Source organism: Planctobacterium sp. AWM4_229 (genome assembly GCF_056160305.1).
Map to the genome: position 1 here is coordinate 254,941 of NZ_JBSWWX010000006.1, position 21,426 is coordinate 276,366.

At 45.9% G+C, this 21,426-nt stretch carries 23 protein-coding genes; 21 read left to right on the forward strand and 2 right to left on the reverse strand.

The features are described from left to right. The first annotated feature begins 19 nt into the window (after positions 1–19). From ACXAGP_RS15090 to ACXAGP_RS15155, 14 genes are all read left to right on the forward strand, one after another. Positions 20–343, forward strand: a complete 324-nt coding sequence (locus ACXAGP_RS15090) for a BolA/IbaG family iron-sulfur metabolism protein (RefSeq protein WP_338291398.1) — start codon at positions 20–22, stop codon at positions 341–343. 206 nt (positions 344–549) lie between these two features. Next, entirely contained in the window at positions 550–1,053 is a 504-nt protein-coding gene (locus ACXAGP_RS15095) for a TRAP transporter small permease subunit (RefSeq protein WP_475262390.1), read from the forward strand. 2 nt (positions 1,054–1,055) lie between these two features. Then, a complete protein-coding gene (locus tag ACXAGP_RS15100) occupies positions 1,056–2,414 on the forward strand; it encodes a TRAP transporter large permease (RefSeq protein ID WP_475262391.1) in 1,359 nt (452 codons plus the stop codon). Positions 2,415–2,422: 8 nt separating this feature from the next. Continuing rightward, the gene (locus ACXAGP_RS15105; RefSeq protein WP_475262392.1) at positions 2,423–3,514 is read left to right on the forward strand and encodes a TRAP transporter substrate-binding protein; all 1,092 of its coding nucleotides are present in this window, start codon (positions 2,423–2,425) and stop codon (positions 3,512–3,514) included. Between the two features lie 143 nt (positions 3,515–3,657). Next, the gene (fabV, locus tag ACXAGP_RS15110) at positions 3,658–4,833 is read left to right on the forward strand and encodes an enoyl-ACP reductase FabV (protein WP_475262393.1); all 1,176 of its coding nucleotides are present in this window, start codon (positions 3,658–3,660) and stop codon (positions 4,831–4,833) included. A 411-nt stretch (positions 4,834–5,244) separates the two neighbouring features. After that, complete coding sequence (locus tag ACXAGP_RS15115; RefSeq protein ID WP_475262394.1) at positions 5,245–6,585, forward strand: Na(+)-translocating NADH-quinone reductase subunit A; 1,341 nt, start codon at positions 5,245–5,247, stop codon at positions 6,583–6,585. Positions 6,586–6,587: 2 nt separating this feature from the next. Further along, on the forward strand, positions 6,588–7,805 hold the full coding sequence (locus ACXAGP_RS15120; protein ID WP_475262395.1) for an NADH:ubiquinone reductase (Na(+)-transporting) subunit B: 1,218 nt from the start codon (positions 6,588–6,590) through the stop codon (positions 7,803–7,805). Next, positions 7,792–8,550 (forward strand): Na(+)-translocating NADH-quinone reductase subunit C, encoded by a 759-nt coding sequence (locus tag ACXAGP_RS15125; RefSeq protein WP_475262396.1) that lies wholly within the window; start codon positions 7,792–7,794, stop codon positions 8,548–8,550. Before ACXAGP_RS15120 ends, ACXAGP_RS15125 begins: the two co-directional genes overlap by 14 nt. 11 nt (positions 8,551–8,561) lie before the next feature. Next, entirely contained in the window at positions 8,562–9,194 is a 633-nt protein-coding gene (locus ACXAGP_RS15130) for an NADH:ubiquinone reductase (Na(+)-transporting) subunit D (RefSeq protein ID WP_475262397.1), read from the forward strand. A 3-nt stretch (positions 9,195–9,197) separates the two neighbouring features. Further along, complete coding sequence (nqrE, locus tag ACXAGP_RS15135; protein WP_338291407.1) at positions 9,198–9,806, forward strand: NADH:ubiquinone reductase (Na(+)-transporting) subunit E; 609 nt, start codon at positions 9,198–9,200, stop codon at positions 9,804–9,806. 24 nt (positions 9,807–9,830) lie between these two features. Then, positions 9,831–11,063, forward strand: coding sequence for an NADH:ubiquinone reductase (Na(+)-transporting) subunit F (gene nqrF / locus ACXAGP_RS15140; protein WP_475262398.1), 1,233 nt, complete (start codon positions 9,831–9,833; stop codon positions 11,061–11,063). 70 nt (positions 11,064–11,133) lie between these two features. Then, positions 11,134–12,171, forward strand: a complete 1,038-nt coding sequence (locus ACXAGP_RS15145; protein ID WP_475262399.1) for an FAD:protein FMN transferase — start codon at positions 11,134–11,136, stop codon at positions 12,169–12,171. A 7-nt stretch (positions 12,172–12,178) separates the two neighbouring features. Then, positions 12,179–12,412 carry a (Na+)-NQR maturation NqrM gene (gene nqrM, locus ACXAGP_RS15150; protein ID WP_475262400.1) on the forward strand — a complete coding sequence of 78 codons (234 nt, stop codon included), beginning with the start codon at positions 12,179–12,181 and terminating at the stop codon, positions 12,410–12,412. Between the two features lie 288 nt (positions 12,413–12,700). Further along, positions 12,701–14,698 carry a methyl-accepting chemotaxis protein gene (locus tag ACXAGP_RS15155; protein WP_475262401.1) on the forward strand — a complete coding sequence of 666 codons (1,998 nt, stop codon included), beginning with the start codon at positions 12,701–12,703 and terminating at the stop codon, positions 14,696–14,698. A 105-nt stretch (positions 14,699–14,803) separates the two neighbouring features. Here ACXAGP_RS15155 and ACXAGP_RS15160 read toward each other — a convergent pair whose 3' ends face one another. Beyond that, positions 14,804–15,157: a type II toxin-antitoxin system PemK/MazF family toxin gene (locus ACXAGP_RS15160; protein ID WP_475262402.1), complete on the reverse strand. Its 354-nt coding sequence runs from the start codon at positions 15,155–15,157 to the stop codon at positions 14,804–14,806. Then, positions 15,157–15,411: an AbrB/MazE/SpoVT family DNA-binding domain-containing protein gene (locus ACXAGP_RS15165; protein ID WP_475262403.1), complete on the reverse strand. Its 255-nt coding sequence runs from the start codon at positions 15,409–15,411 to the stop codon at positions 15,157–15,159. Before ACXAGP_RS15165 ends, ACXAGP_RS15160 begins: the two co-directional genes overlap by 1 nt. Before the next feature lie 246 nt (positions 15,412–15,657). Here ACXAGP_RS15165 and dinB point away from each other — a divergent pair, with 246 nt between their 5' ends. The 7 genes from dinB (at position 15,658) to ACXAGP_RS15200 (ending at position 21,271) form a co-directional block, all read left to right on the forward strand. Continuing rightward, on the forward strand, positions 15,658–16,743 hold the full coding sequence (gene dinB, locus ACXAGP_RS15170; RefSeq protein WP_475262404.1) for a DNA polymerase IV: 1,086 nt from the start codon (positions 15,658–15,660) through the stop codon (positions 16,741–16,743). A 116-nt stretch (positions 16,744–16,859) separates the two neighbouring features. Continuing rightward, the gene (locus ACXAGP_RS15175) at positions 16,860–18,389 is read left to right on the forward strand and encodes a M17 family metallopeptidase (protein WP_475262405.1); all 1,530 of its coding nucleotides are present in this window, start codon (positions 16,860–16,862) and stop codon (positions 18,387–18,389) included. Between the two features lie 78 nt (positions 18,390–18,467). Next, the gene (locus tag ACXAGP_RS15180; RefSeq protein WP_475262406.1) at positions 18,468–19,673 is read left to right on the forward strand and encodes an MFS transporter; all 1,206 of its coding nucleotides are present in this window, start codon (positions 18,468–18,470) and stop codon (positions 19,671–19,673) included. 13 nt (positions 19,674–19,686) lie between these two features. Then, complete coding sequence (locus tag ACXAGP_RS15185) at positions 19,687–19,917, forward strand: DUF1653 domain-containing protein (protein WP_475262407.1); 231 nt, start codon at positions 19,687–19,689, stop codon at positions 19,915–19,917. Beyond that, positions 19,917–20,381 carry a hypothetical protein gene (locus tag ACXAGP_RS15190; protein WP_475262408.1) on the forward strand — a complete coding sequence of 155 codons (465 nt, stop codon included), beginning with the start codon at positions 19,917–19,919 and terminating at the stop codon, positions 20,379–20,381. Before ACXAGP_RS15185 ends, ACXAGP_RS15190 begins: the two co-directional genes overlap by 1 nt. Positions 20,382–20,521: 140 nt before the next feature. Continuing rightward, the gene (locus tag ACXAGP_RS15195) at positions 20,522–20,860 is read left to right on the forward strand and encodes a hypothetical protein (RefSeq protein ID WP_475262409.1); all 339 of its coding nucleotides are present in this window, start codon (positions 20,522–20,524) and stop codon (positions 20,858–20,860) included. A 138-nt stretch (positions 20,861–20,998) separates the two neighbouring features. Continuing rightward, a complete protein-coding gene (locus ACXAGP_RS15200) occupies positions 20,999–21,271 on the forward strand; it encodes a hypothetical protein (protein WP_475262410.1) in 273 nt (90 codons plus the stop codon). The last annotated feature ends 155 nt before the right edge of the window (positions 21,272–21,426 follow it).

The following is a 21,426-nucleotide window of genomic DNA, read 5'->3' on the forward strand; positions in this document are numbered from 1 at the left end:
TTTTGGAGGTATTTGAATTGTGAACATTCAAAACACAATAGAAGATAAGTTAACGGAGCATTTCGCACCAGAATTTCTTGAGGTCATTAATGAGAGTTCTCAGCACAACGTGCCCATCGGCTCAGAAACCCACTTTAAAGTGGTGCTGGTAACCCCTCGTTTCGCCGGTCAGCGATTGCTGCATCGCCACAAAGATGTCAACAAGGTGCTCAAAGACGAGATCGAAAACCACATTCACGCCCTTGCGTTACATACCTATACTGACCAGGAATGGGAGCGGTTGTATGGTGATGCACCTGATTCACCAGCCTGTTTGGGCGGGGCAGGGCGCAAGGTTTCCTGATAGCATTTCCATTTTTTTAAGTTTGAAAGAAAAGCGCCGTAGGGCGCTTTTCTTGGTTTACTGCTCATAACAAAATTGTTCCGCAAACAAGGATTGCCTCTGGTATGATTCCCAAAACCACAAATTTTTGATAAAACGTTGCATTATCAACGGTTTATTTTTTAGCGCAAAAACAACGATAAAAACTAACAGACTTGCGGATATTCATGTCGGACAAATTCAGCCAATTTATTGATCGCTTTCACGCCAGATTGTGTTATCTGGTCAGCCTGTTCACACTTATTATGACCGCCCTGACATTTCTGATTGTGGTGCTCAGATATGGCTTTGACATGGGCTGGGTTGCCATGCAGGAATCGGTTATGTATTTGCATGCGGCAATTTTTATGCTGGGTGCCGCTCATACACTCAAGTTGGATGAACACGTACGTGTCGATGTGTTTTACCGCAATTATTCACCCAGGAATAAGGCCCGGGTGAACTTTTTCGGTGGTTTGGTGTTTTTACTGCCATTGACCGGGTTCATTTTCATCATGAGTTGGAGTTATGTGCTCAAGTCCTGGCGGTTGCTTGAAGCATCGCAAGCGGCAGGTGGTTTGCCAACATTGTTCTTGCTGAAGACTTTTATCTTGCTATTTGCGGCAACGCTGTTTTTACAAGGAATTTCTGAAGTACTTAAAAACGCCAGACTGGCTTTGAAAGGAGAATAATCATGGAATTGATGGCATTACTCCTGTTTTTATGCGTGTGCGGTGCACTATTGTTAGGTTATCCGGTTGCATTGACCCTGGCCGGAACATCATTGATCTTCGCCGGTATTGGTGTGGTAACCGGCACATTCGAAACCTCTTACCTCAATGCTTTGCCCTCCCGTTTATTTGGCATTATTAATAATCAAACCCTGTTGGCGGTGCCGCTTTTTGTATTGATGGGCATCGTATTGGAAAAATCCAAGGTGGCTGAAGAACTGCTCACCGCGATGGCCAGTTTATTCGGTAATTTTCGCTCAGGTTTAGTGTTATCGGTTATTTTTGTAGGTATGTTGCTCGCTGCCAGTACCGGTATTGTTGGCGCTACCGTGGTGACTATGGGGTTATTGTCGTTGCCAGCGATGCTGAAAAAAGGCTATCCGCAATCACTGGCTTGCGGCAGCATCTGTGCTACGGGGACGTTAGGTCAAATTATCCCACCGTCAATCGCGCTGGTATTGCTGGGTGACGTACTTTCTGGAGCCTATCAACAAGCACAATTGAATATGGGGAACTTTTCACCGGATTCGGTTTCGGTGGGCGATTTGTTTGTTGGCGCCATTGTTCCCGGATTATTGCTGGTGGCTTTGTATGCCCTGTATGTATTGATATTTACGCCTAAGTTAGAAGCCGATGAAGCACAAGATGCACAGGAAAAGAATACCACTAGTGTATTTGGTGCCTTGTTCCCGCCATTAATGCTGATTATTTTAGTGCTCGGCTCCATTTTAGCCGGTTTCGCGACGCCCACTGAAGCCGCGGGCGTCGGCGCAACAGGTGCTATTTTACTGGCATTCGCTCAGCAAAAAATGGACTGGACACGTTTACAGGCTGCTGCACTAGATACCACTAAAGTCACCGCTATGATCTTCATGATATTAATCGGTGCTTCCATCTTTTCATTGATTTTCAGAGGCTTTGGTGGTGAAGAAATGATCCATCGTTTCTTTGAACGCTTACCCGGTGGTGAGTTTGGCGCGGTGTTGATGGTGATGGCCATTATCTTTGTATTGGGCTTTATTCTGGATTTTATCGAGATCACCTTCGTCGTCGTGCCTTTGGTAGCACCCGTATTATTTATGATGGGGGTTGACCCCATCTGGTTAGGTATCATGATTGCGGTGAATTTGCAGACTTCTTTTTTAACGCCGCCATTTGGTTTCGCGCTGTTTTATTTAAGAGGCGTTGCGCCGCCTTCCGTGCAAACCTTGGAAATTTATAAAGGGGTGGCGCCGTTTGTTTTAATTCAGTTGGGTTTGTTGATCATGATGGCTATCTGGCCTGAAATTATTACCTGGCTACCTGACACCATTTACGGATAGGAAAGAGTATGAAAGCACTAAAATTTGGTTGGATGATTGCGCTGTCAGCTATGCTTATGAGCTGTTCAGAATCATCCACTCAAGAATCAGCACAATCGCAAGCTGTGCAGCAAACCTTTGAGTGGAAATTGGTAACCAGTTGGCCCAAGAACTTCCCGGGATTGGGCAAAGGTCCGGAAACCTTTGCGCAAATGGTTAATCAGATGTCAGGTGGCAGGCTGACAGTACGAGTGTATGGTGCAGGTGAAATTGTTCCCGGATTTGAAGTATTTGATGCAGTTGCGGAAGGCACTGCTCAAATTGGCCACTCAGGCCCTTATTATTGGAAAGGTAAAGCACCTGCGGCGCAAATTTTCACGGGTGTGCCGTTTGGTATGAATGCTCAGGAGATGAATGGCTGGCTGCATTATGGCGGTGGCCTTGAGTTATGGCGTGAACTTTATAAGCCCTTTGGCCTCATTCCTTTTGCGGGCGGCAATACTGGCACCCAGATGGCGGGCTGGTTTAAAAAAGAAATTAACTCTGTTGAAGATTTAAAAGGCCTGAAAATGCGTATTCCCGGCTTGGGCGCAGAGGTCTTGAGACGCGTTGGGGGCGTGCCAGTTACATTGACGGGGGGGGAGCTATTCACGTCTCTTCAAACAGGCGCCATTGATGCCACCGAGTGGGTAGGGCCCTACAACGATCTGGCGTTTGGCTTGCATAAAGCTGCAGATTTTTATTACGCCTTTGGTTGGCACGAAACCGGTACAACACTGGAGTTTATTGTTAATGAGCAAGCCTATAATCAACTTCCTGAAGATTTACAAAAAATTGTAGAAGTCGCTACCAGAGCGGTTAATCAGGATATGTTGGATGAATATACGGCGCGTAACAATGCTGCTTTGCAAACGCTGCTAAACACCCACGGTGTAGACTTACGTCAATTGCCTGATGATGTTATTGCGTCTCTGAAACAAGCCACAGAACAAGTACTGGCTGAGCAGTCGGCAGCAGATGCGCAGTTTGCCAAGATTTATGCCGAGTATCAGAAGTTTCAGCAAGAAGTGGCTAACTTCCACGGTATTACTGAAGCGCGTTTATATCAAAGTCGCGATTAGAAGCCGATTGGAAAGTCACTGTTGGCGAAAGTAGCCCGTACTCAGCTGTTCAGAGTTGTTGAATTCGTTGTGCTGGTTACAATAGCCACAATTTTAATACTGGACGATTGACTCGTTCTTGCAAGCAAGGAATTTCCTCAATTATGGTAATCCAACCTAAAATTCGTGGTTTTATCTGTACTAATGCGCATCCCGTTGGCTGTGCTCACAATGTCAGCACGCAAATTGATTATGTAAAAGCACAATCCCACTCCGATGAAGGGCCAAAAAACGTGTTAGTTTTAGGCTGCTCCACTGGCTATGGATTGGCCTCGAGAATCGTGTCTGCATTTGGTTATGGTGCCAAAACGTTGGGGGTGTGTTTTGAAAAAGCGCCAACCGAGAGAAAAACCGGCACGGCAGGTTGGTACAACACTGCAGCTTTTCATCAACAAGCAGAAGAGGCGGGGCTTTACCACAAAACCTTAAATGGCGATGCGTTTTCCAAAGAAATGAAGGCTGACGTTATCGAAGCGATTAAGCAAGATATGGGGCAAGTGGACCTGGTGATATATAGCCTGGCATCTCCTCGCCGCACTGATCCTGAAACCGGTGAAGTCTATAAATCAGTGCTTAAACCTGTTGGACAAAGTTATACCACTAAAACCTACGATACCGATAAAGACCTGGTGCACGAAGTGTCATTGGAGCCAGCTTCTGAAGAAGACATTCAAAATACCGTTAAGGTTATGGGTGGCGAAGATTGGGAATTGTGGTTAGATGCTTTAGCAGAAGCGGGCGTATTGGCACAAAACTGTAAAACTACCGCTTACACTTACATCGGTAAAGAGTTAACCTGGCCCATCTACGGTCACGCGACTATCGGCAAAGCCAAAGAAGATCTGGATCGCGCAGTTAAGGCCATTGAGTCTAAGCAGGCCAATCTCAACGTTAAAGCTTATGTTTCGTCATTGAAAGCGCTGGTTACTCAGGCGTCCTCTGCGATTCCAGTGATGCCGTTGTACATTTCTTTGATTTACAAAGTCATGAAGCAAGAGGGCACTCATGAAGGTTGTATCGAGCAAATCGATGGCTTGTTCCGGTTGTTACTGCAAGATGCGCCGGAAGTAGACGAAGCCAACAGATTGCGCATGGATGGCAAAGAAACTAACGATGCCACTCAAGCGAAGATCAAAGAGCTTTGGCAGCAAGTGACACAAGACAACTTCCATCAGTTGAGTGATTACGCTGGTTACCATCAAGAATTCTTACACTTGTTTGGTTTTGGGTTTGACGGTGTTGATTACGATGCCGATGTCAGCCTCCTGGCTGATTGGTAAGACTGCCTTATTAATTTGTTTTTAGAACACCGCTTCGGCGGTGTTTTGTTTACTGAACAGATCTTAAAGCTGCCAGAGCAGGTAAATATCTTCGCTTGGCGTTGACAAAAATTCGTCAATTGCTAGGGTTTAGGTTAAAAAATAATCGGCGCGTGGCTAAAAAAAAAGCAAAAAAACCAAGTCACACACATTGCCGTAGCACAAAATGCTCAGGTAGTGCTAGAATTCTAGAGTTTGTATTCAAGGTTTATTTCTGTAACAAAACGTTTTAGTTAAATTCGATAGAAATAACGAGTAAATGCAGTCTTTAACCTTGTCGGGTTGAACCAGGAAAAATTGGATACTTATCAGGATTGGGTTTGTCTGAACGCAATCCTGATAAGTATTAATCCTTAACTAGTGCATGTATGTATGATTAAAATAAAGAAAGGCCTCAACCTCCCTATTACGGGAGCGCCAAAGCAAGAAATCCATGACGGTGCGCCGATTTCGCGCGTTGCTGTTCTGGGTGAAGAGTACATCGGCATGCGTCCCACTATGCATTGTCAGGTGGGTGATGTCGTTAAAAAAGGGCAGGTTCTTTTTGAAGACAAAAAGAACCCAGGTGTGAAGTTCACAGCGCCTTCTGCCGGTGAAGTTATTGAAGTCAACCGTGGTGCAAAACGTGTTTTGCAGTCAGTTGTCATCAAGGTTTCCGGTGAAGAGCAGGTAGAATTTGCTAAATATGATGCGACTGAGCTTGCTTCTCTGGAAAGAGACAAGGTCGTTGCGCAATTAGTTGATTCTGGTTTGTGGACCGCACTGCGTACTCGTCCTTACAGTAAAACCCCTGCGATTGACTCTGCGCCTTCAGCGGTGTTTGTCAACGCTATGGATACCAATCCTCTAGCCGCTGATCCTGCAGTGATCATTGATGGTAATCAGGCGGATTTTGAAAACGGTTTGAACATCGTTGCTAAGCTGACCGAGGGTAAAACCTGGTTAACTAAAGCGCCGGGCGCGGTTATTGCCACTGGCAGTGCTGCGGTTTCTACCGAAGAGTTCTCTGGTCCTCACCCTGCAGGCCTGGTAGGCACGCATATTCATTTTCTCGATTCCGCTGGCGCCAACAAAATGGTATGGCACATCGGTTATCAAGACGTGATTGCCATTGGTAAGCTATTTACCACTGGCGAGCTGGATTCCTCTCGCGTTGTTGCATTAGCGGGTCCAGTGGTGTCAAATCCAAGACTAGTTCGCACCACTTTGGGTGCCAACACAGAAGAATTAACCGCTGGTGAATTATCTTCGGATGACCCGCGTGTGATTTCTGGCTCTGTGCTGCACGGTATGCACGCCCATGGTGTTCACGCTTACCTCGGTCGTTACGCTACTCAGGTTTCAGTGGTAGCTGAAGACAGCGAGAAGAAGTTCCTCGGTTGGATCACGCCGGGCTCTGATAAGCACTCTATCACGCGTGCCTATCTTGGCCACATGGGTGGTGGCAAACTGTTTAATATGACTTCTACAACTAACGGTTCAGACCGCGCCATGGTACCCATCGGCAACTACGAGCGAGTTATGCCGTTAGACGTATTACCCACTTTATTACTGCGCGATTTGCTTTCTGGCGATACAGACGGTGCCCAAACTTTGGGTTGCCTGGAGTTAGACGAGGAAGATCTGGCGTTGTGTACTTATGTATGTCCTGGCAAATACGATTACGGCTCCGTGCTGCGTGATTGTCTGGATAAGATTGAGAAAGAGGGCTAATCATGAGCTTGAAAGATTATCTTGAAAAGATTGAACCCGATTTCGAACCGGGTGGAAAACACGAAAAGTGGTATGCGCTTTACGAAGCGGTTGCCACCGTTCTTTACACGCCTGGTAAAGTGACTAAAGGTACAGCTCACGTTCGTGACAGTATCGACCTGAAACGCATCATGATCATGGTGTGGATGGCGACATTCCCGGCCATGTTTTACGGTATGTTCAATATTGGTCAACAAGCGCATTTAGCCATTTTAAATGGCGCTGGAGCAGTAACCTTACCTGACGTATGGCAAGCAGCAATCTTTACGGCGCTTGGCGGTCAGTTAGGTGTCGACGGCGTAAGCTGGTTAGGCATGATGGGCTACGGTGCCTGTTTCTTCCTGCCTATCTATGCAGTAACGTTTATCGTTGGTGGTTTCTGGGAAGTCTTGTTCGCCTCGGTGCGTAAACACGAAGTTAATGAAGGTTTCTTTGTTACTTCAGTACTGTTTGCCTTAACCCTGCCAGCGACCATTCCTTTGTGGCAAGTGGCATTGGGTATCACCTTTGGTGTGGTAATCGCCAAAGAAGTATTTGGTGGTACAGGTCGTAACTTCCTTAACCCAGCATTATCCGGTCGTGCTTTCTTGTACTTCGCTTACCCGGCGCAAATTTCCGGTGATGCTATCTGGACTGCTGCAGATGGTTTCTCTGGTGCAACTATGCTGAGTAAGGCCGCTTCTGGTTCGTTGGATTACAGCAATGTAGCGCTTTGGTGGGATGCCTTCTACGGCAACATTCAAGGTTCTGCGGGTGAAGTTTCAACCCTGATGTTATTAATCGGTGGTTTGTTCATTATTTATCTACGCATCGCTTCATGGCGTATTGTGTTGGGTGTGCTTTTAGGTGCAGCCATCTTCGCCACCTTGTTGAATTTGGTAGGCAGCGAAACTAATCACATGATGTCCATGCCTTGGTACTGGCACTTGGTAACGGGTGGTTTTGCCTTCGGTATGTTCTTTATGGCCACCGATCCGGTATCAGCCTCATTCACCAATCAAGGTAAGTGGGCCTATGGCCTGTTGATTGGTGCCATGTGTGTCATGGTACGTGTACTAAACCCGGCTTTCCCAGAAGGTATGATGTTGGCCATCTTATTTGCCAACCTGTGGGCGCCGTTGTTTGATTATTTTGTCGCTCAAAGCAATATAAAACGGAGGATGGCACGTGTCAGCGCGTAAAGAAACTCTCGGAAGAACTATCGGCATCGTTGTTGCCGTCTGTCTTGCTTGCTCAATTGTTGTTTCTTCTGCTGCTGTCGGCTTGCGTAGCCTTCAGCAAACGAATGCAGCGCTGGATAAGCAAACAAACATCATTGAAGCGGCTGGTCTGCTAGAGACCGCAGCAGGTGATATTGCAGGTGTCTACGACAAATACGTAGAAGAACGCTTTGTCGACCTTGAAACTGGAACTTATGTCGATGCGCCTTATGAAGGCTACGACATGTTCAAAGCGGCTAAAAACTCTGACTACAACGTAAGAGTTGAAGGCAGCAATGTCGGTTTCCAGACCCGCGCTAAAGTTGCCAGTGTTTACGTCATCAAAGACGACAGCGGTAACGTACAACGCCTGGTGTTGCCTGTTTATGGCAGTGGTCTTTGGGATCTGATGTACGGTTTCCTGGCTATTGAAGCAGATGGCTCTACCATTCGCAGCTTAGTGTATTACCAGCACAAAGAAACTCCCGGATTGGGCGGTGAAATTGTCAACCCTGCGTGGAAAGCGAAGTGGGATGGTAAGCAAGCGTTTAAAGATGGTGAAGTTGCCATTAAGGTTAAAAAAGGCGCTGGCACTGACAACCCTTATGCGGTTGATGCATTGTCTGGTGCGACTTTAACCAGTAATGGTGTACAGAACAGCGTAACTTACTGGCTGGGTGAACAGGGCTTTGGTAAGTACCTGAGCAAACAGTCCTGGAAATCTTAAGGGGCAGAACAATGGCTGAAACAAAAGAAATGAAAAAGGTATTGTTCGGGCCCGTCCTGGACAGTAACCCAATTGCATTGCACGTTCTGGGTATCTGCTCAGCACTGGCAATCACTACCAAGTTAGAAACCGCTTTGGTTATGTCAATGGCCGTAATTTCGGTATTGGCGTTCTCTAACCTGTTTATCTCTTTAATCCGCAATCACATTCCTTCCAGCGTGCGTATCATCATTCAGATGACGATTATCGCTTCGTTGGTAATTGTTGTGGACCAAATCTTAAAAGCCTATTCCTATTCGGTGGCAAAAGAACTCTCGGTATTCGTGGGGTTGATTATTACCAACTGTATCGTAATGGGACGCGCGGAAGCTTACGCCATGAAGAGCCCACCTTTGATGAGCTTTATGGATGGTATAGGTAACGGCTTAGGTTATGCCTTTATCTTGATTTGTATTGGTACTATCAAAGAGCTATTTGGCTTCGGTACGATTCTGGGTTTTGAAATCTTACCACTGGTGCAAAACGGTGGTTGGTACCAAGGCAACGGTTTATTGATTCTTCCATTTAGCTCGTTCTTCCTGATTGCCGGCATGATTTGGTTCATCCGAACAATCCGTCCAGAGCAAGTGGAACCAAAGGAGTAAGTCATGGAACATTATATTAGTTTATTTGTACGTTCCGTATTTATTGAGAACATGGCGTTGTCCTTGTTCTTGGGGATGTGTACGTTCCTTGCGGTATCTAAAAAAGTTAAAACCGCTATTGGCTTAGGCGTAGCAGTAATCGTGGTGTTGGGTATTTCAGTTCCTGTTAACCAGGTGATTTATGTGAACATCCTGGCACCGGGTGCGCTGGCTTGGGCTGGCTTCCCGGATGCAGATCTTAGCTTCCTTAACTTCCTGACCTTTATCGGTGTTATCGCAGCATTGGTTCAAATTCTGGAAATGAGTTTGGATAAGTTCTTCCCGGCTTTATATAACGCGCTAGGGATCTTTTTGCCGCTGATCACCGTAAACTGTGCCATATTCGGTGGTGTTGCTTTCGCAGTTCAGCGTGAATACAACTTCACCGAAAGTATTGTGTACGGCATTGGCAGTGGTTTTGGTTGGGCGATTGCTATCACCCTTTTGGCTGCAGTGCGTGAAAAGCTGAAGTATGCCGACATGCCAGAAGGTATCCGTGGATTGGGCTCAGTGTTCATGATCGCGGGTCTGATGGCGTTGGGTTTCCAGTCATTCACGGGTGTTGCCCTGTAAACGCCGATACGAGAGGAAAATTACATGAATCAAGTTGAAATTTATCTTGGTGTCGGGATGTTTATTGCCATCGTACTTGCGTTGGTATTTATCATCATGTTCGCCAAATCGAAATTGGTCCCTACAGGTGACGTTAAAATCCTGATAAACGGTGACCCTGAAAAAGCTATTACGGCCTCTCCGGGCGGTAAGTTGTTGGGTGCTTTGGCCGACAGTGGTATTTTCGTAAGCTCTGCTTGCGGTGGTGGTGGCTCATGTGGTCAGTGCCGCGTTGATATCAAAGCGGGCGGTGGTGAAATCCTGCCTACTGAACTGGATCACATTACCAAGCGCGAAGCCCGTGAAGGCTGTCGCTTGGCGTGTCAGGTTGCTATCAAGCAAGACATGGATATCGAGCTTCCAGAAGAAATCTTTGGTATCAAAAAGTGGGATTGTGAAGTTATTTCAAACGATAACAAAGCTACCTTTATCAAAGAGCTTAAACTCAAAATCCCTAATGGCGAAAGCGTGCCTTTCCGTGCTGGTGGTTATATTCAGATTGAAGCGCCTGCGCATCACGTTAAATATAAAGATTTCGACATTCCTGAAGAATATCGTCCTGATTGGGAGCGCTTTGGCTTCTTTGATATCGAGTCTAAAGTCGATGAAGAAACTATCCGTGCCTATTCCATGGCTAACTACCCGGAAGAAGAAGGCATTATTATGTTGAACGTGCGTATTGCTACGCCGCCACCTAATAATCTGAGCTTGCCTGCTGGTAAGATGTCTTCATATATCTGGAGCTTGAAAGAAGGTGATAAAGCCACGATTTCTGGTCCGTTTGGTGAATTCTTCGCTAAAGAAACGGATGCTGAAATGGTTTTCGTTGGCGGTGGTGCTGGTATGGCGCCGATGCGTTCACACATCTTCGACCAGTTACGTCGTATTAAAACTGACCGTAAGATTTCTTTCTGGTATGGTGCGCGTTCTTTGCGTGAAATGTTCTATGTTGAAGATTTCGACATGCTACAAGAAGAGAACGAAAACTTTAATTGGCATGTTGCTTTGTCTGATCCACAACCCGAAGACAACTGGGAAGGTTACACTGGCTTCATCCATCAGGTATTGTTAGAAAACTACCTGAAAGATCACCCAGCGCCAGAAGACTGTGAGTTCTACATGTGTGGACCACCTATGATGAACGCTGCTGTTATCAATATGCTCAAAGACCTGGGCGTAGAAGACGATAACATCATGCTTGATGACTTCGGTGGTTAAGTTTATTTAAAGTGTAAAAAAGGGGCTTATGCCCCTTTTTTGTTATCCGTTTGTGCAAGAATCAATTCCCATGAAAACTAAAAATACTGTCAAACCTCACCTGTTTGGACTGCTTTTAGTCAGTGTTCTGATGGCGCTAATCTCTGCCTGTCAGCCCGTTCCAAACGAAATACATTTGAGCGGCCCTACTATGGGCACCACTTACAACATTAAATACTGGTCTGAGTCTGAGCTGGTGCCAGAGGATATTCAGGCGAAAGTGGATGCCGAATTAGTGCATATCAACAAATTGATGTCCACGTATGACCCAGGCTCTGAGCTTTCTATTTTTAATCAAACCAAGAGTACTGAAGCTTATCCTTTGTCTGATGAGACCATGTTGGTCATGAATGAAGCAATCAACATTGCCAACATGAGTAATGGCTACCTGGATATAACTGTGGGACCTCTGGTTAACCTCTGGGGCTTTGGTCCACAAGCGAAACCCGAAGTTATTCCCACCGATGCGGAAATCGCTGAGATCAAAGCTAAAGTGGGTTTTGACAAGCTTTCTGTATCCGGCAATACAGTTACTCGTTCACATCCTGATATGTATGTGGATTTGTCAACAGTTGCCAAAGGCTATGGTGTGGATCAGGTTGCTGAGATTGTTGAGTCTTTTGGTATTAGCAACTATCTGGTGGAAATTGGCGGAGAGATGCGGGTAGCCGGAGAGAAACTCAATGGCCAACAGTGGCGTATTGCCATTGAAAAACCGGTAACCATGGAGCGGGCAGTACAGGAGGTAATTTCTGTGGGTAACAACGCGATTGCTACTTCAGGAGATTATCGCAACTACTATGAAGAAGAGGGGATCCGCTACTCTCATCTGATAGATCCAAAAACCGGAAAGCCAATTCAGCATAATCTGGTCTCTGTTACGGTAGTGCATCCATCTTGTTTAATCGCAGATGGTCTGTCAACGGCGATAGCGGTGATGGGTAAAGAAGCAGGCCTTGAAATGGCGCTGCAAAATAACCTGTCGGTTTTACTGATTACCCGAGAAAATGGCGAGTTTAAGGAGTATACTACGCCGGGTTTTGAATCTTTTCTGATAAATAAAGGATAAGTACGTAGTGAGTACCTTTCTGTTAGCTTTTGTATTCTTTTTAGTGGTCGTGGCTGCCATGGCTATTGGTTATATTCTGCAGAATAAAACCATATCTGGCTCATGCGGTGGACTGGGTGCCTTAGGTATTGAAAAGGCTTGTGATTGCCCAGAGCCCTGTGATCGCAAAAAGGCCAAGTTAGAGCGTGAGCAAGCCAGACAAAAGAAAATTCAGGAATGGCAAAACAATAAAATTGTTTAATGGCATTTTGAGCCGTTAAAAGCTTTTCAGGTGCTGTCTCCCAGCACCTGCCTGAATCTGGAGGCGTAAAGCTGCATAAACACGTCAGGCTTTCATACTTTGGTCTTAATACTGTAAAAATCCCGTCACAATCCTTTACATAACTGCTGTAAATTCAGACAATGACCGCAATTTTGTGGTGAAAAACCAATGCTGGCAGTATCCAATTCCGTGATCTGCATTCAACTATTTACGTGTCTTGCCGTTAAGGTATTGATAATCAAAACAAATAATTAGAAAGGTTGCTCTATGTGGTTTCAAAAGTCTATCAGTCAGCGGCTGATTGCGATCTGTCTTTCGGGTATCGCTGTGTTGTTCCTGCTCTACGGCATCTGGCAGGTACAGCAAGTTAAATCCAGTACCATTGAAAAAGTAAATGGTGATATCCAAAACATAGTCGCTCAAAAAGCCACTGAGATAGCTGGGTTTTTCTATGCCAAAGGGCAAGTAATACATAGTGTATTTGCTAATCCATTGGTATTGGATTGGTTCGAAAACTATGACGATCGTCGCAGTGACCTTTCAGGTGATGAAGACTACCGCAAGGTTTGGGATTTCTTTAAATTCTTTTCTGATAAAGATCCTGCCATCAAAAGTGTGTTTTTTGGTTCGGCTAACACCTTTGAGTATTTCGATCTAAACGGTCGTTATGACGGCGATCCTAATTATTTTACTAACAAGCGCCCTTGGTGGTTTGAAGCTCAAGACAAAGGCCGTTTATACCTCTCTGACCCTGCTGTTGACGCCAACGATGGCTCTATCTCCGCCACTATTAAAACCGTCGTTAATCGCAATGGCCGATTCTTGGGTATTGGCGGTATGGATATCTTAATCACCACTATCGGCGAAGAGCTACTGAGTAAAATCAAGTATGAAGGTATGGGAAATGCGTTTCTGGTAACCGATAAAGGCGTGTTGGTGTATTTCCCGGGCTTTACAGAGCGATTTCCACCAGGCTCAGACATGAGCAAGGTGGATTCTTATTTTAATGATACAGAAGGCTTTGCCCAGCTGAAAAATATGGTGTCCAGACAAGATAGCGGTATGGCAGAAGTGCGCTGGCAGGACGAACACTACAAAGTAATTTTCGACAAGGTTTCTGGTGAGTATCCCTACTTTAACTGGAAACTGGGCTTTATGGTGCCAGATCAAGCGGTAAGCGAACCGGTGGCCAGCGCAGTTTGGCAGGTGACCGTCCTGATGCTGGTGATGTTGGGAATTATCGCTGTCATGGTATACATGATAGTGCGTCCTATGCTTAACCCGCTGAATTCAATGGTTGATGCCATGAAGGATATTTCTCGTGGTGACGGTGATTTAACTAAGCGTATTGACTTGAATCGCGAAGATGAAATTGGTCAATTGGCCAGTGAATTTAACGCCTTCATGGACAAGATTCAGTCTTTAGTTAAGCAGACCATGGACATCACTGCGGAAGTGAACCGTGCCACTAAAAACGTGAGTGAGATCACCCAGCACAATCTGGATCTGGTGAACAACGAGAAATCAGAGATTGAGTCAGTAGCCAGTGCCAGTTATGAAATGGCGGAAACCAGCAAAGATGTATCTCGCAATACCAGTGGAGCCATGGAAGTGGCAGATAATGTTAAAGAGGAAATGGACAAGGGCAGCTCAGTAGTTAAGTCTGCTGTGGGTGATATCAACTCACTATCCAGCCAGATTGGCGAGGCCTCACAAGTGGTGGCGGCGCTGGAAGCAGAAACCGATAAGATTGGGGAAGTGCTCGACGTTATTTCCGCCATCACTGAGCAAACTAACCTCTTAGCACTCAATGCAGCGATTGAAGCGGCCCGCGCTGGCGAGATGGGACGTGGCTTCGCGGTTGTGGCGGATGAAGTTAGAACACTTGCAAGTCGTACGCAAGAGTCCACCCGTCATATCCAGGAGATTATCGGCGCTTTGCAAACTACAGCAAAACAAGCCAGCCAGGCTATGACTGCCAGTAACAGCCAGGCGGAATCCGGCGTGCAACGGGTGGCAGATCTGCAAAAAGTGTTGGATCAAGCCTTTACCGGGGTTGAGCAAATCCAACAGCAAATGCAAAGCATTGTGGCTGCCAATACACAGCAGTCTTACACTGCGGAAGAGATTGCCCGCAATGTTAGCCATATCACTGAGCTGGCAGATGAGACGGTGTCTGAAAGTAAAGACGTTGAGAAGAATATCTCAGACCTTAAGCGTCTGGCAGAGAATCTGGATGATGTTCTTAAACACTTCCGGGTGTAACGTCTATTGAAAAATTCTTTTTCATTGTTTTAAGAAACCCGCCGCACGGCGGGTTTCTTCTGCTTTCTTTCAGGCGTGATGAAGGAGCCTACGAAGAAGCTTTCATCACTCGTCGAAGAGTGCTTCGGCTCCTATGAGTGGTAGCAGTCGCAGCAAAACGTTTTGCATGACGCCATTTTCCGCTGTAGTAATCTTTTTTGCTTTGCGATCCTGCCAAGCGAGCGTCTGGATGAGGTTGGATGCAACAACGCTGGGTTCATCTAGATTAGCAACAGGTACTTCAGTCACGTGTCCGCGAATACTGGTACTGATGGGGCAACAAATTAACCAACTGGTTTTGCAGTTATAATCCTTGCTTGAAAGCACAAGTGCAGGACGGTATTTACCAATTTCTTTGCCTCCTGTGGGTTCAAAATCTAGCCATATAATGTCATTGCGTTCGGGTATGTACTTAGGCATTACTCACCAAGCTCTTTGCTTAACACTGTAGAGAGTTCATCACAGTGCGCAGTATGTGAATCCAAGCCTTGTAATAAATCTTGTTCACTAAAAGGAAAGTGTGTGGACTGTTTTTTAACTGGTTCAATGGTTATTTTTTGACCATCGGTTTTTACTTCTATTTCGGCACCTTCCTTCAATTCCAACTGACGGATAAAAGCAGAAGGAATGATATTACCAAGGCTGTTTCCAATTTTTCGTACTTGTGTGCGCATATTTATTACTACTGTAATTACAATGTTATAACACCAATAATCCTACATTACTCGCAGGCTGTATCAACATTGTTATAACTTTGATGGAGTGGTCGGGCTTTTATGTTAAAAAAACATAAAAGGGTGAATAGCATAAAGTTATTCTCGAAGCTGACTTCATTAGTTAAGGCGCTAATAAATAGAAACTGTCATCAAAATCAACTAAGATACTGTTTAAATAAACAGTGTTTCAAGGCCTGTTGTTCTTTGCGTAAATTTATTCACATTGATATGGATTGTTTTTATGCCGCAGTGGAGATGCGGGACAATCCAGAGCTTAGAGATATTCCGATTGCGATTGGCGGTAGCTCCGACCGGCGTGGGGTGATTTCCACCTGTAATTATCCGGCGCGTAAGTTTGGCGTGCGTTCTGCCATGGCCACAGCTCATGCCATGAAATTGTGTCCACAACTCACCTTGGTGCCGGGGCGCATGGATGTTTACATTGAAGTATCTCGCAAAATAAAAGCTATCTTTAAGCGCTACACAGATATCATCGAGCCACTGTCTCTGGATGAAGCTTTTTTAGATGTCTCCCAATCACATCTGTTTGGCGGCAGTGCTACTCGGATTGCGCAGGATATTCGCCAGGCCATTTATTCTGATACTGGTTTAACTGCTTCAGCAGGCGTTGCGCCGATTAAATTTGTGGCGAAAGTGGCCAGCGACGAAAATAAACCCGATGGGTTATGTGTTGTTACACCGGATAAACTCATGCAGTTTGTCACGGGGTTACCACTCAAAAAAATACCGGGGGTGGGTAAGGTAACCCAGCAAAAACTAGCGCTGTTAGGGTTGGAAACCTGTGCCGATGTGCAAAAGTTTCCGCGAGAGCGATTGCTCAAACAATTTGGTAAGTTTGGCCGTATATTGTGGGAACGATGCCATGCAGTGGACGACCGAGAGCTGAGTACCAGCCGGGAACGCAAATCAGTGGGTATTGAAACCACTTTGGCACAAGACATCTACACACCCCAGCAATGTCTGGAGATTATTCATAAACTCTACCCAAAACTCATCAAGCGATTGAAAAAAGTCAGCCCAAATCTGACTGTGCATAACCAAGGCATTAAGCTCAAGTTTTCGGATTTCCAGCAAACCACCATGGATCAGCGCACGCAAACCGTTTCATTAACGACCTATGAGCGATTGTTGCCGCAAATTCTGGAGCGGCAAAACCAAAGAGGGATTCGACTGGTTGGCTTACACGTTGCAATGCCTCACGAAGCTGACAGTCGTCAGCTTGCTCTGGAGTTTGATGGCGAGCACACTGCAGCGCGTTCGGAATCATAAGTGCACAGCCTGGCGGGTTTTCAGGTTAGTTTAGATGAAGCCTTGCCTTGTAGCCCCGGTTGGAAAAATGCAGAATATGCGCCTCAGTTATTACCCTACAATAAAGGATCTTGTTCATGGCCTTTCCAAAAATTACTGAAATAAATGATTTATCCTCAGCATTGAGCGCATCAGCAAAATGGGATGCGGTTATTGTTGTTGCTGCCGATAGCAACGCAGTTAGCGAACCCTTAATCAAAACTGCCCTGAATGCGCATCAGAAAATTGATGCCCGCATTAATTCACAAGTATTGTTGTTAGGCAATGAGCAGGTACCTGGCAAACGCATTATCTTTGCTCCTACCGGACAACTTGATCGGTATTACGATGATGTTCGACGTTTTTTTGATGTTGCGAACCAGGCGGCGAAGCTTGCGGCGAGCGCGGGCGTAAAACAACCTTTGGTGCTGGTAGATGCGCCAGATGATGCGCGTTTTAAAAATGCAGTATCGGCAGTTTATCTCGGTTTGACTCAAGGACTATGGCAGCCATTGGAAGCGCGCATGGCGCTGGATGAAAACGAACTTGAACCCATCACTGAAATCGGTTTACCAGGCAGCAATGGCAATATCTCTGCTAATTGGTTAATGGCTGCTGAAGCAGGCAAACGAGTGGCTCGAGATTTATGTGGCACTGAGCCAGAACGCATGGCACCTCCGGGCTTTGCTGATTATTGTGTTGAAGCATTGGCGGGTAGTGCCGTTAAGGTTGAGGTGATCAGCGATCAACGCCTGTTGGAAAAGGAATATCCGTTATTATTTGCTGTCGCTAGAGCTTCTGAAGCTGTTGAGCGTCATCAGGCCAGAGTCATTACCATGACGTATGAAGGCAAGGGGCCGATACAGCACAGTTTGTATCTGGCTGGTAAAGGCATTACTTATGATACCGGCGGTGCCGATCTGAAAGTGAATGGTCACATGGCAGGCATGAGCCGCGATAAGGGCGGGGCGGCCACCGTAGCGGGCTTTATGAAAATGCTGGCGGAGCTGCAACCGAATGGCATTAAAGTGGTGGCGGAGATTGGCGCGGTACGCAACAGTATCGGAGCTGATGCCTTTGTTGCAGATGAAATCATTACCAGTCGAGGCGGCGTTCGGGTGCGCATTGGCAATACCGATGCCGAAGGACGTCTGGTACTGTCTGATGTACTCACTCATCTACTGGAGCTGGCTGAAAACGACGATAAAGCTGAGTTTTTCTCAGTAGCTACTTTAACAGGTCATGCTGCACGTGCGGTTGGGCCATACACCGCCTTGGTGGAAAATGGTGTAGCCCGTGCAAAAGAAAGTGCTATTAAGCTGTCGGCAGCAGGAGACTTATGGGCCGATCCGGCAGAAGTTTCTCGCTCTCGTCGTGAAGATTTCGATTTTGTTAAGCCGCGTACCAAGGCCGACGATTTGTTGTCTTCTAACAATGCCGCTTCGGCGGTAACAGCTCGTGGCCACCAGTTTCCGATGGCGTTTTTGCAAATTTCCTCCGGACTGGATAAAACCTCCCACGCTTACACCCATGTGGATATTGCCGGAAGTGGTGTTGAAGGCGGGGACTGGCAACATGGTAAGCCAACAGCTGCGGGCTTGATGATGCTGGCCGGACGGTATCTGTAATCACTGCTGGTGAGTGGCAGAACTGTTAGACACTAAAACAGGACTCTGCTTGAGTCCACAAAGTAAATATGAGGCACTATGAAGTTTCCCCCCATTGTCTGGTTGTTGGCCAGTATATCCGCGCTGGCCACCACATCGGGTACCCTGATGGTACTGGTGGCGGGGATCTTTGGTGCCCAGGTTGCACCTGAACAACAGTATGCCACTTTACCATTAGCCTTGATGATTCTGGGCACCGCGTTTTCGGTTTCGCCATTGGCTTTATTGATGCGTAAAACCGGACGCAAACCGGTGTTTTTAATGGCCGCAACCACAGGTGTTGTAGCCAGCTTACTGGCCGCCTTTGCCGTTGGGCAGGCGTCTTTTACACTGTTCTGTCTCTCTGCGGCACTGCTAGGGTGCGCCATTGCCGGCTTCCAACAGATCCGTTTCGCCGCGATTGAGTGGGTGGACATGGAGCAAGTACCCAAAGTGGTGTCACTGGTACTGTTGGGTGGATTATTTGCTGCCATTTTAGGGCCAGAGCTGTCTACTTTGGGGCAGTACCTAACCCCTGAGAGTTTTCAAGGTACCTTCTATTTATTGGCTGCTATTCAGGCCTGTTGTTTGTTTTTATTTTGCTTCTATAAAGCAAAGACTAACGACGAATTAACCGTGGAAAATACAACGAGTATCAGGCCCAGGAAGCGTCAGTTTTTACTTAAACCCGCGTTCCTCGCTGCCGTGCTTTCTGCCAGCCTGGGCTATGGTTTGATGGCTTTTATCATGACGGCCACACCAGTGCACATGCATGTTATGGGAGAGCACAGTCTGGCTGATACCAAAGTGGTTATTCAGAGCCATATCATTGCCATGTTTTTGCCGTCGTTTTTTAGCGGCTGGCTTATCGGTAAAATCGGGGAGCTGAAGCTTATTCTGGTGGGCATTGCACTGTTTGGGTTTTGTATCATGATGGGCTTTTTCGCCACCGGATATTGGCATTATTGGGTTACTTTGGTGTTGCTTGGTATTGCCTGGAACTTCCTCTTTACCGCGGGCACCAGTTTATTGCCCAAAGCTTATGCGCCAGAAGAGCGTTTTCAGGCACAAGCATTGAATGATGGCATTATGTTCGCCATTCAGGCGGCAGCGTCGCTTTCTGCAGGGGCTGTTTTGTATTTATTGGGGTGGCAGGCAATGATGCTTAGCTGTATCCCTGTGTTATTTGTTTTGATGTTTGTGCTGTATCGCTGGCATCAGGACAACATTAAACAAACTCGGGAAAGGTTATCTCCAGCCCCTTAAAGATGAGTTATCTATGACATCAATACTCCCCGGTTTATACCGGCATTATAAAGGTCACGATTATCAAGTGATCGACACCGCCACCCATTCAGAAGATGAAACCCTGTATGTGGTTTATCGCCCTTTGTACGGCGAGCGAAAACTCTGGATAAGACCTTATTCTATGTTTATTGAAACGGTTGAATTAGATGGCAAAACTATACCGCGTTTTGCCTATGTCGGCCCTATGGAGGAGCAGCAATAATGGCTGATTTTAATTTGTTTTCGGTAGTGAGTTTGTCTTTGCCGGATTCCTGGCAAAAGGATGAACCTGAGTTGTTGCCTGATGCCGCCCTTAACATGGGCGCTAACGTACCAGAGTTAACGCTATTCAATAGTGAAAATGAAGCGGGCAACCTGGCGATTAAGTGTTATCAGTTTGATACCAAAGGCACAGAGCAGCAGGAACAACTACTTAAAAGTGTTTATGCTGAAACCGAGCGAGAGGAAATTGCACCATCGGTGTTTTGTGGCCTGGAAGAGTTAAAAGGCGAAGAAGAGGGTGAAGATATCGCGGTGACTCGTTGGTTGATTGCCATAACAAAATCAGACAAGCAATTCACATTACTCACCTTTAGTCACAGTATTCCGGTGAGTGAACTGAGCAGTGATGCCAGTAATCAGGATATTGAAGCCATAGAAAACGCCATTAAACAGGCGAAGTGGTGAGGCTCTTGGCGTCATCAAAGCTCAAAATAAAGCGTGTGTAACAAAAACCAATGATAAGATCTGAAAAGTTGGTTATTTATGCTCTGATTTGAGGTAACTTTTTTACTTCATTTACGAGAGAAAACTAAAAGGATTCAAAAATGAAAAGTCTGATTATTGCTATCTTTTCACTTTTTTTTGCAACCGCATCTGTTGTGGTCCGTGCTGGTGTTTGGCACACAGCGGAAATTATTAATATCTATCCTAATTCGCAAGGGAATTTTGTACTTCAGTTGAATGAGGATTCCGTCGAGTGTGAAAGCTCCTCTGAACCTGACTATTATTGGGTTACAGTCGGTTCAAATGGGGTAACTGCTGAAGGCGCTGATAAAATGTATGCTCTGTCATTAGCGGCAGCCATGGCAGGTAAAAAAGTTAAGATTTATTTCGCTGAAAATACAACTTCTTGCTATATCAACAGAATGCAGCTGATACTGTAATTATCCTGAGTAAGAGAAGCTGGCAAGCTGAAACCTGCCCCTCTTTTCCTTGCCAGCTATTTTGTTTGTAATAAAAACCCTTCAATCGACACTATCTTCGTATTCAATAAAATTTCATACGATTTCGAAGGCAAATTAATGACGATTTCACAACTCTTAACCTTCCCAAAAATCCTGGGAACCTTGAGCGTACTTTTAGGATTGAAAGTGGTTTACGAACTATTTTTTCTGGTTACGCCCATGCCTAATATTACTTTGTTACTTAACTCTATTTCCGGCGAGGCGGCTTGGGCAGAACCCGTATCTTTTATCTTATCTTCGCTATTGGCGTTACTCGCCTTAACCCTTGGCATGAAGGGAATCATTTACAACAATGTTTGCATTGGTGAACAGTGTTCTGTGGATAATTAGCGAAGGTCCATCGTTAAAAAGACATGAATCGTTTGGGGGCAAAGGTAAGCTTAATAAAGCGCCAGGCAACGAATTTTAATGAGAGCCAGTGGTTCTGATTTAATTTGAGTCTAGCCCTCGGGTTTTCTGCCCCGGGATTTCCACCCTCGAATTCA

Coding starts and splice junctions, on each gene's coding strand:
- ACXAGP_RS15095 (WP_475262390.1), top strand. CDS start 550: ATGTCGGACAAATTCAGCCAATTTATTGATCGCTTTCACGCCAGATTG.
- ACXAGP_RS15100 (WP_475262391.1), top strand. CDS start 1,056: ATGGAATTGATGGCATTACTCCTGTTTTTATGCGTGTGCGGTGCACTA.
- ACXAGP_RS15105 (WP_475262392.1), top strand. CDS start 2,423: ATGAAAGCACTAAAATTTGGTTGGATGATTGCGCTGTCAGCTATGCTT.
- fabV (WP_475262393.1), top strand. CDS start 3,658: ATGGTAATCCAACCTAAAATTCGTGGTTTTATCTGTACTAATGCGCAT.
- ACXAGP_RS15115 (WP_475262394.1), top strand. CDS start 5,245: ATGATTAAAATAAAGAAAGGCCTCAACCTCCCTATTACGGGAGCGCCA.
- ACXAGP_RS15120 (WP_475262395.1), top strand. CDS start 6,588: ATGAGCTTGAAAGATTATCTTGAAAAGATTGAACCCGATTTCGAACCG.
- ACXAGP_RS15130 (WP_475262397.1), top strand. CDS start 8,562: ATGGCTGAAACAAAAGAAATGAAAAAGGTATTGTTCGGGCCCGTCCTG.
- nqrE (WP_338291407.1), top strand. CDS start 9,198: ATGGAACATTATATTAGTTTATTTGTACGTTCCGTATTTATTGAGAAC.
- nqrF (WP_475262398.1), top strand. CDS start 9,831: ATGAATCAAGTTGAAATTTATCTTGGTGTCGGGATGTTTATTGCCATC.
- ACXAGP_RS15145 (WP_475262399.1), top strand. CDS start 11,134: ATGAAAACTAAAAATACTGTCAAACCTCACCTGTTTGGACTGCTTTTA.
- ACXAGP_RS15155 (WP_475262401.1), top strand. CDS start 12,701: ATGTGGTTTCAAAAGTCTATCAGTCAGCGGCTGATTGCGATCTGTCTT.
- ACXAGP_RS15160 (WP_475262402.1), bottom strand. CDS start 15,157: ATGCCTAAGTACATACCCGAACGCAATGACATTATATGGCTAGATTTT.
- ACXAGP_RS15165 (WP_475262403.1), bottom strand. CDS start 15,411: ATGCGCACACAAGTACGAAAAATTGGAAACAGCCTTGGTAATATCATT.
- ACXAGP_RS15175 (WP_475262405.1), top strand. CDS start 16,860: ATGGCCTTTCCAAAAATTACTGAAATAAATGATTTATCCTCAGCATTG.
- ACXAGP_RS15180 (WP_475262406.1), top strand. CDS start 18,468: ATGAAGTTTCCCCCCATTGTCTGGTTGTTGGCCAGTATATCCGCGCTG.
- ACXAGP_RS15185 (WP_475262407.1), top strand. CDS start 19,687: ATGACATCAATACTCCCCGGTTTATACCGGCATTATAAAGGTCACGAT.
- ACXAGP_RS15190 (WP_475262408.1), top strand. CDS start 19,917: ATGGCTGATTTTAATTTGTTTTCGGTAGTGAGTTTGTCTTTGCCGGAT.
- ACXAGP_RS15195 (WP_475262409.1), top strand. CDS start 20,522: ATGAAAAGTCTGATTATTGCTATCTTTTCACTTTTTTTTGCAACCGCA.
- ACXAGP_RS15200 (WP_475262410.1), top strand. CDS start 20,999: ATGACGATTTCACAACTCTTAACCTTCCCAAAAATCCTGGGAACCTTG.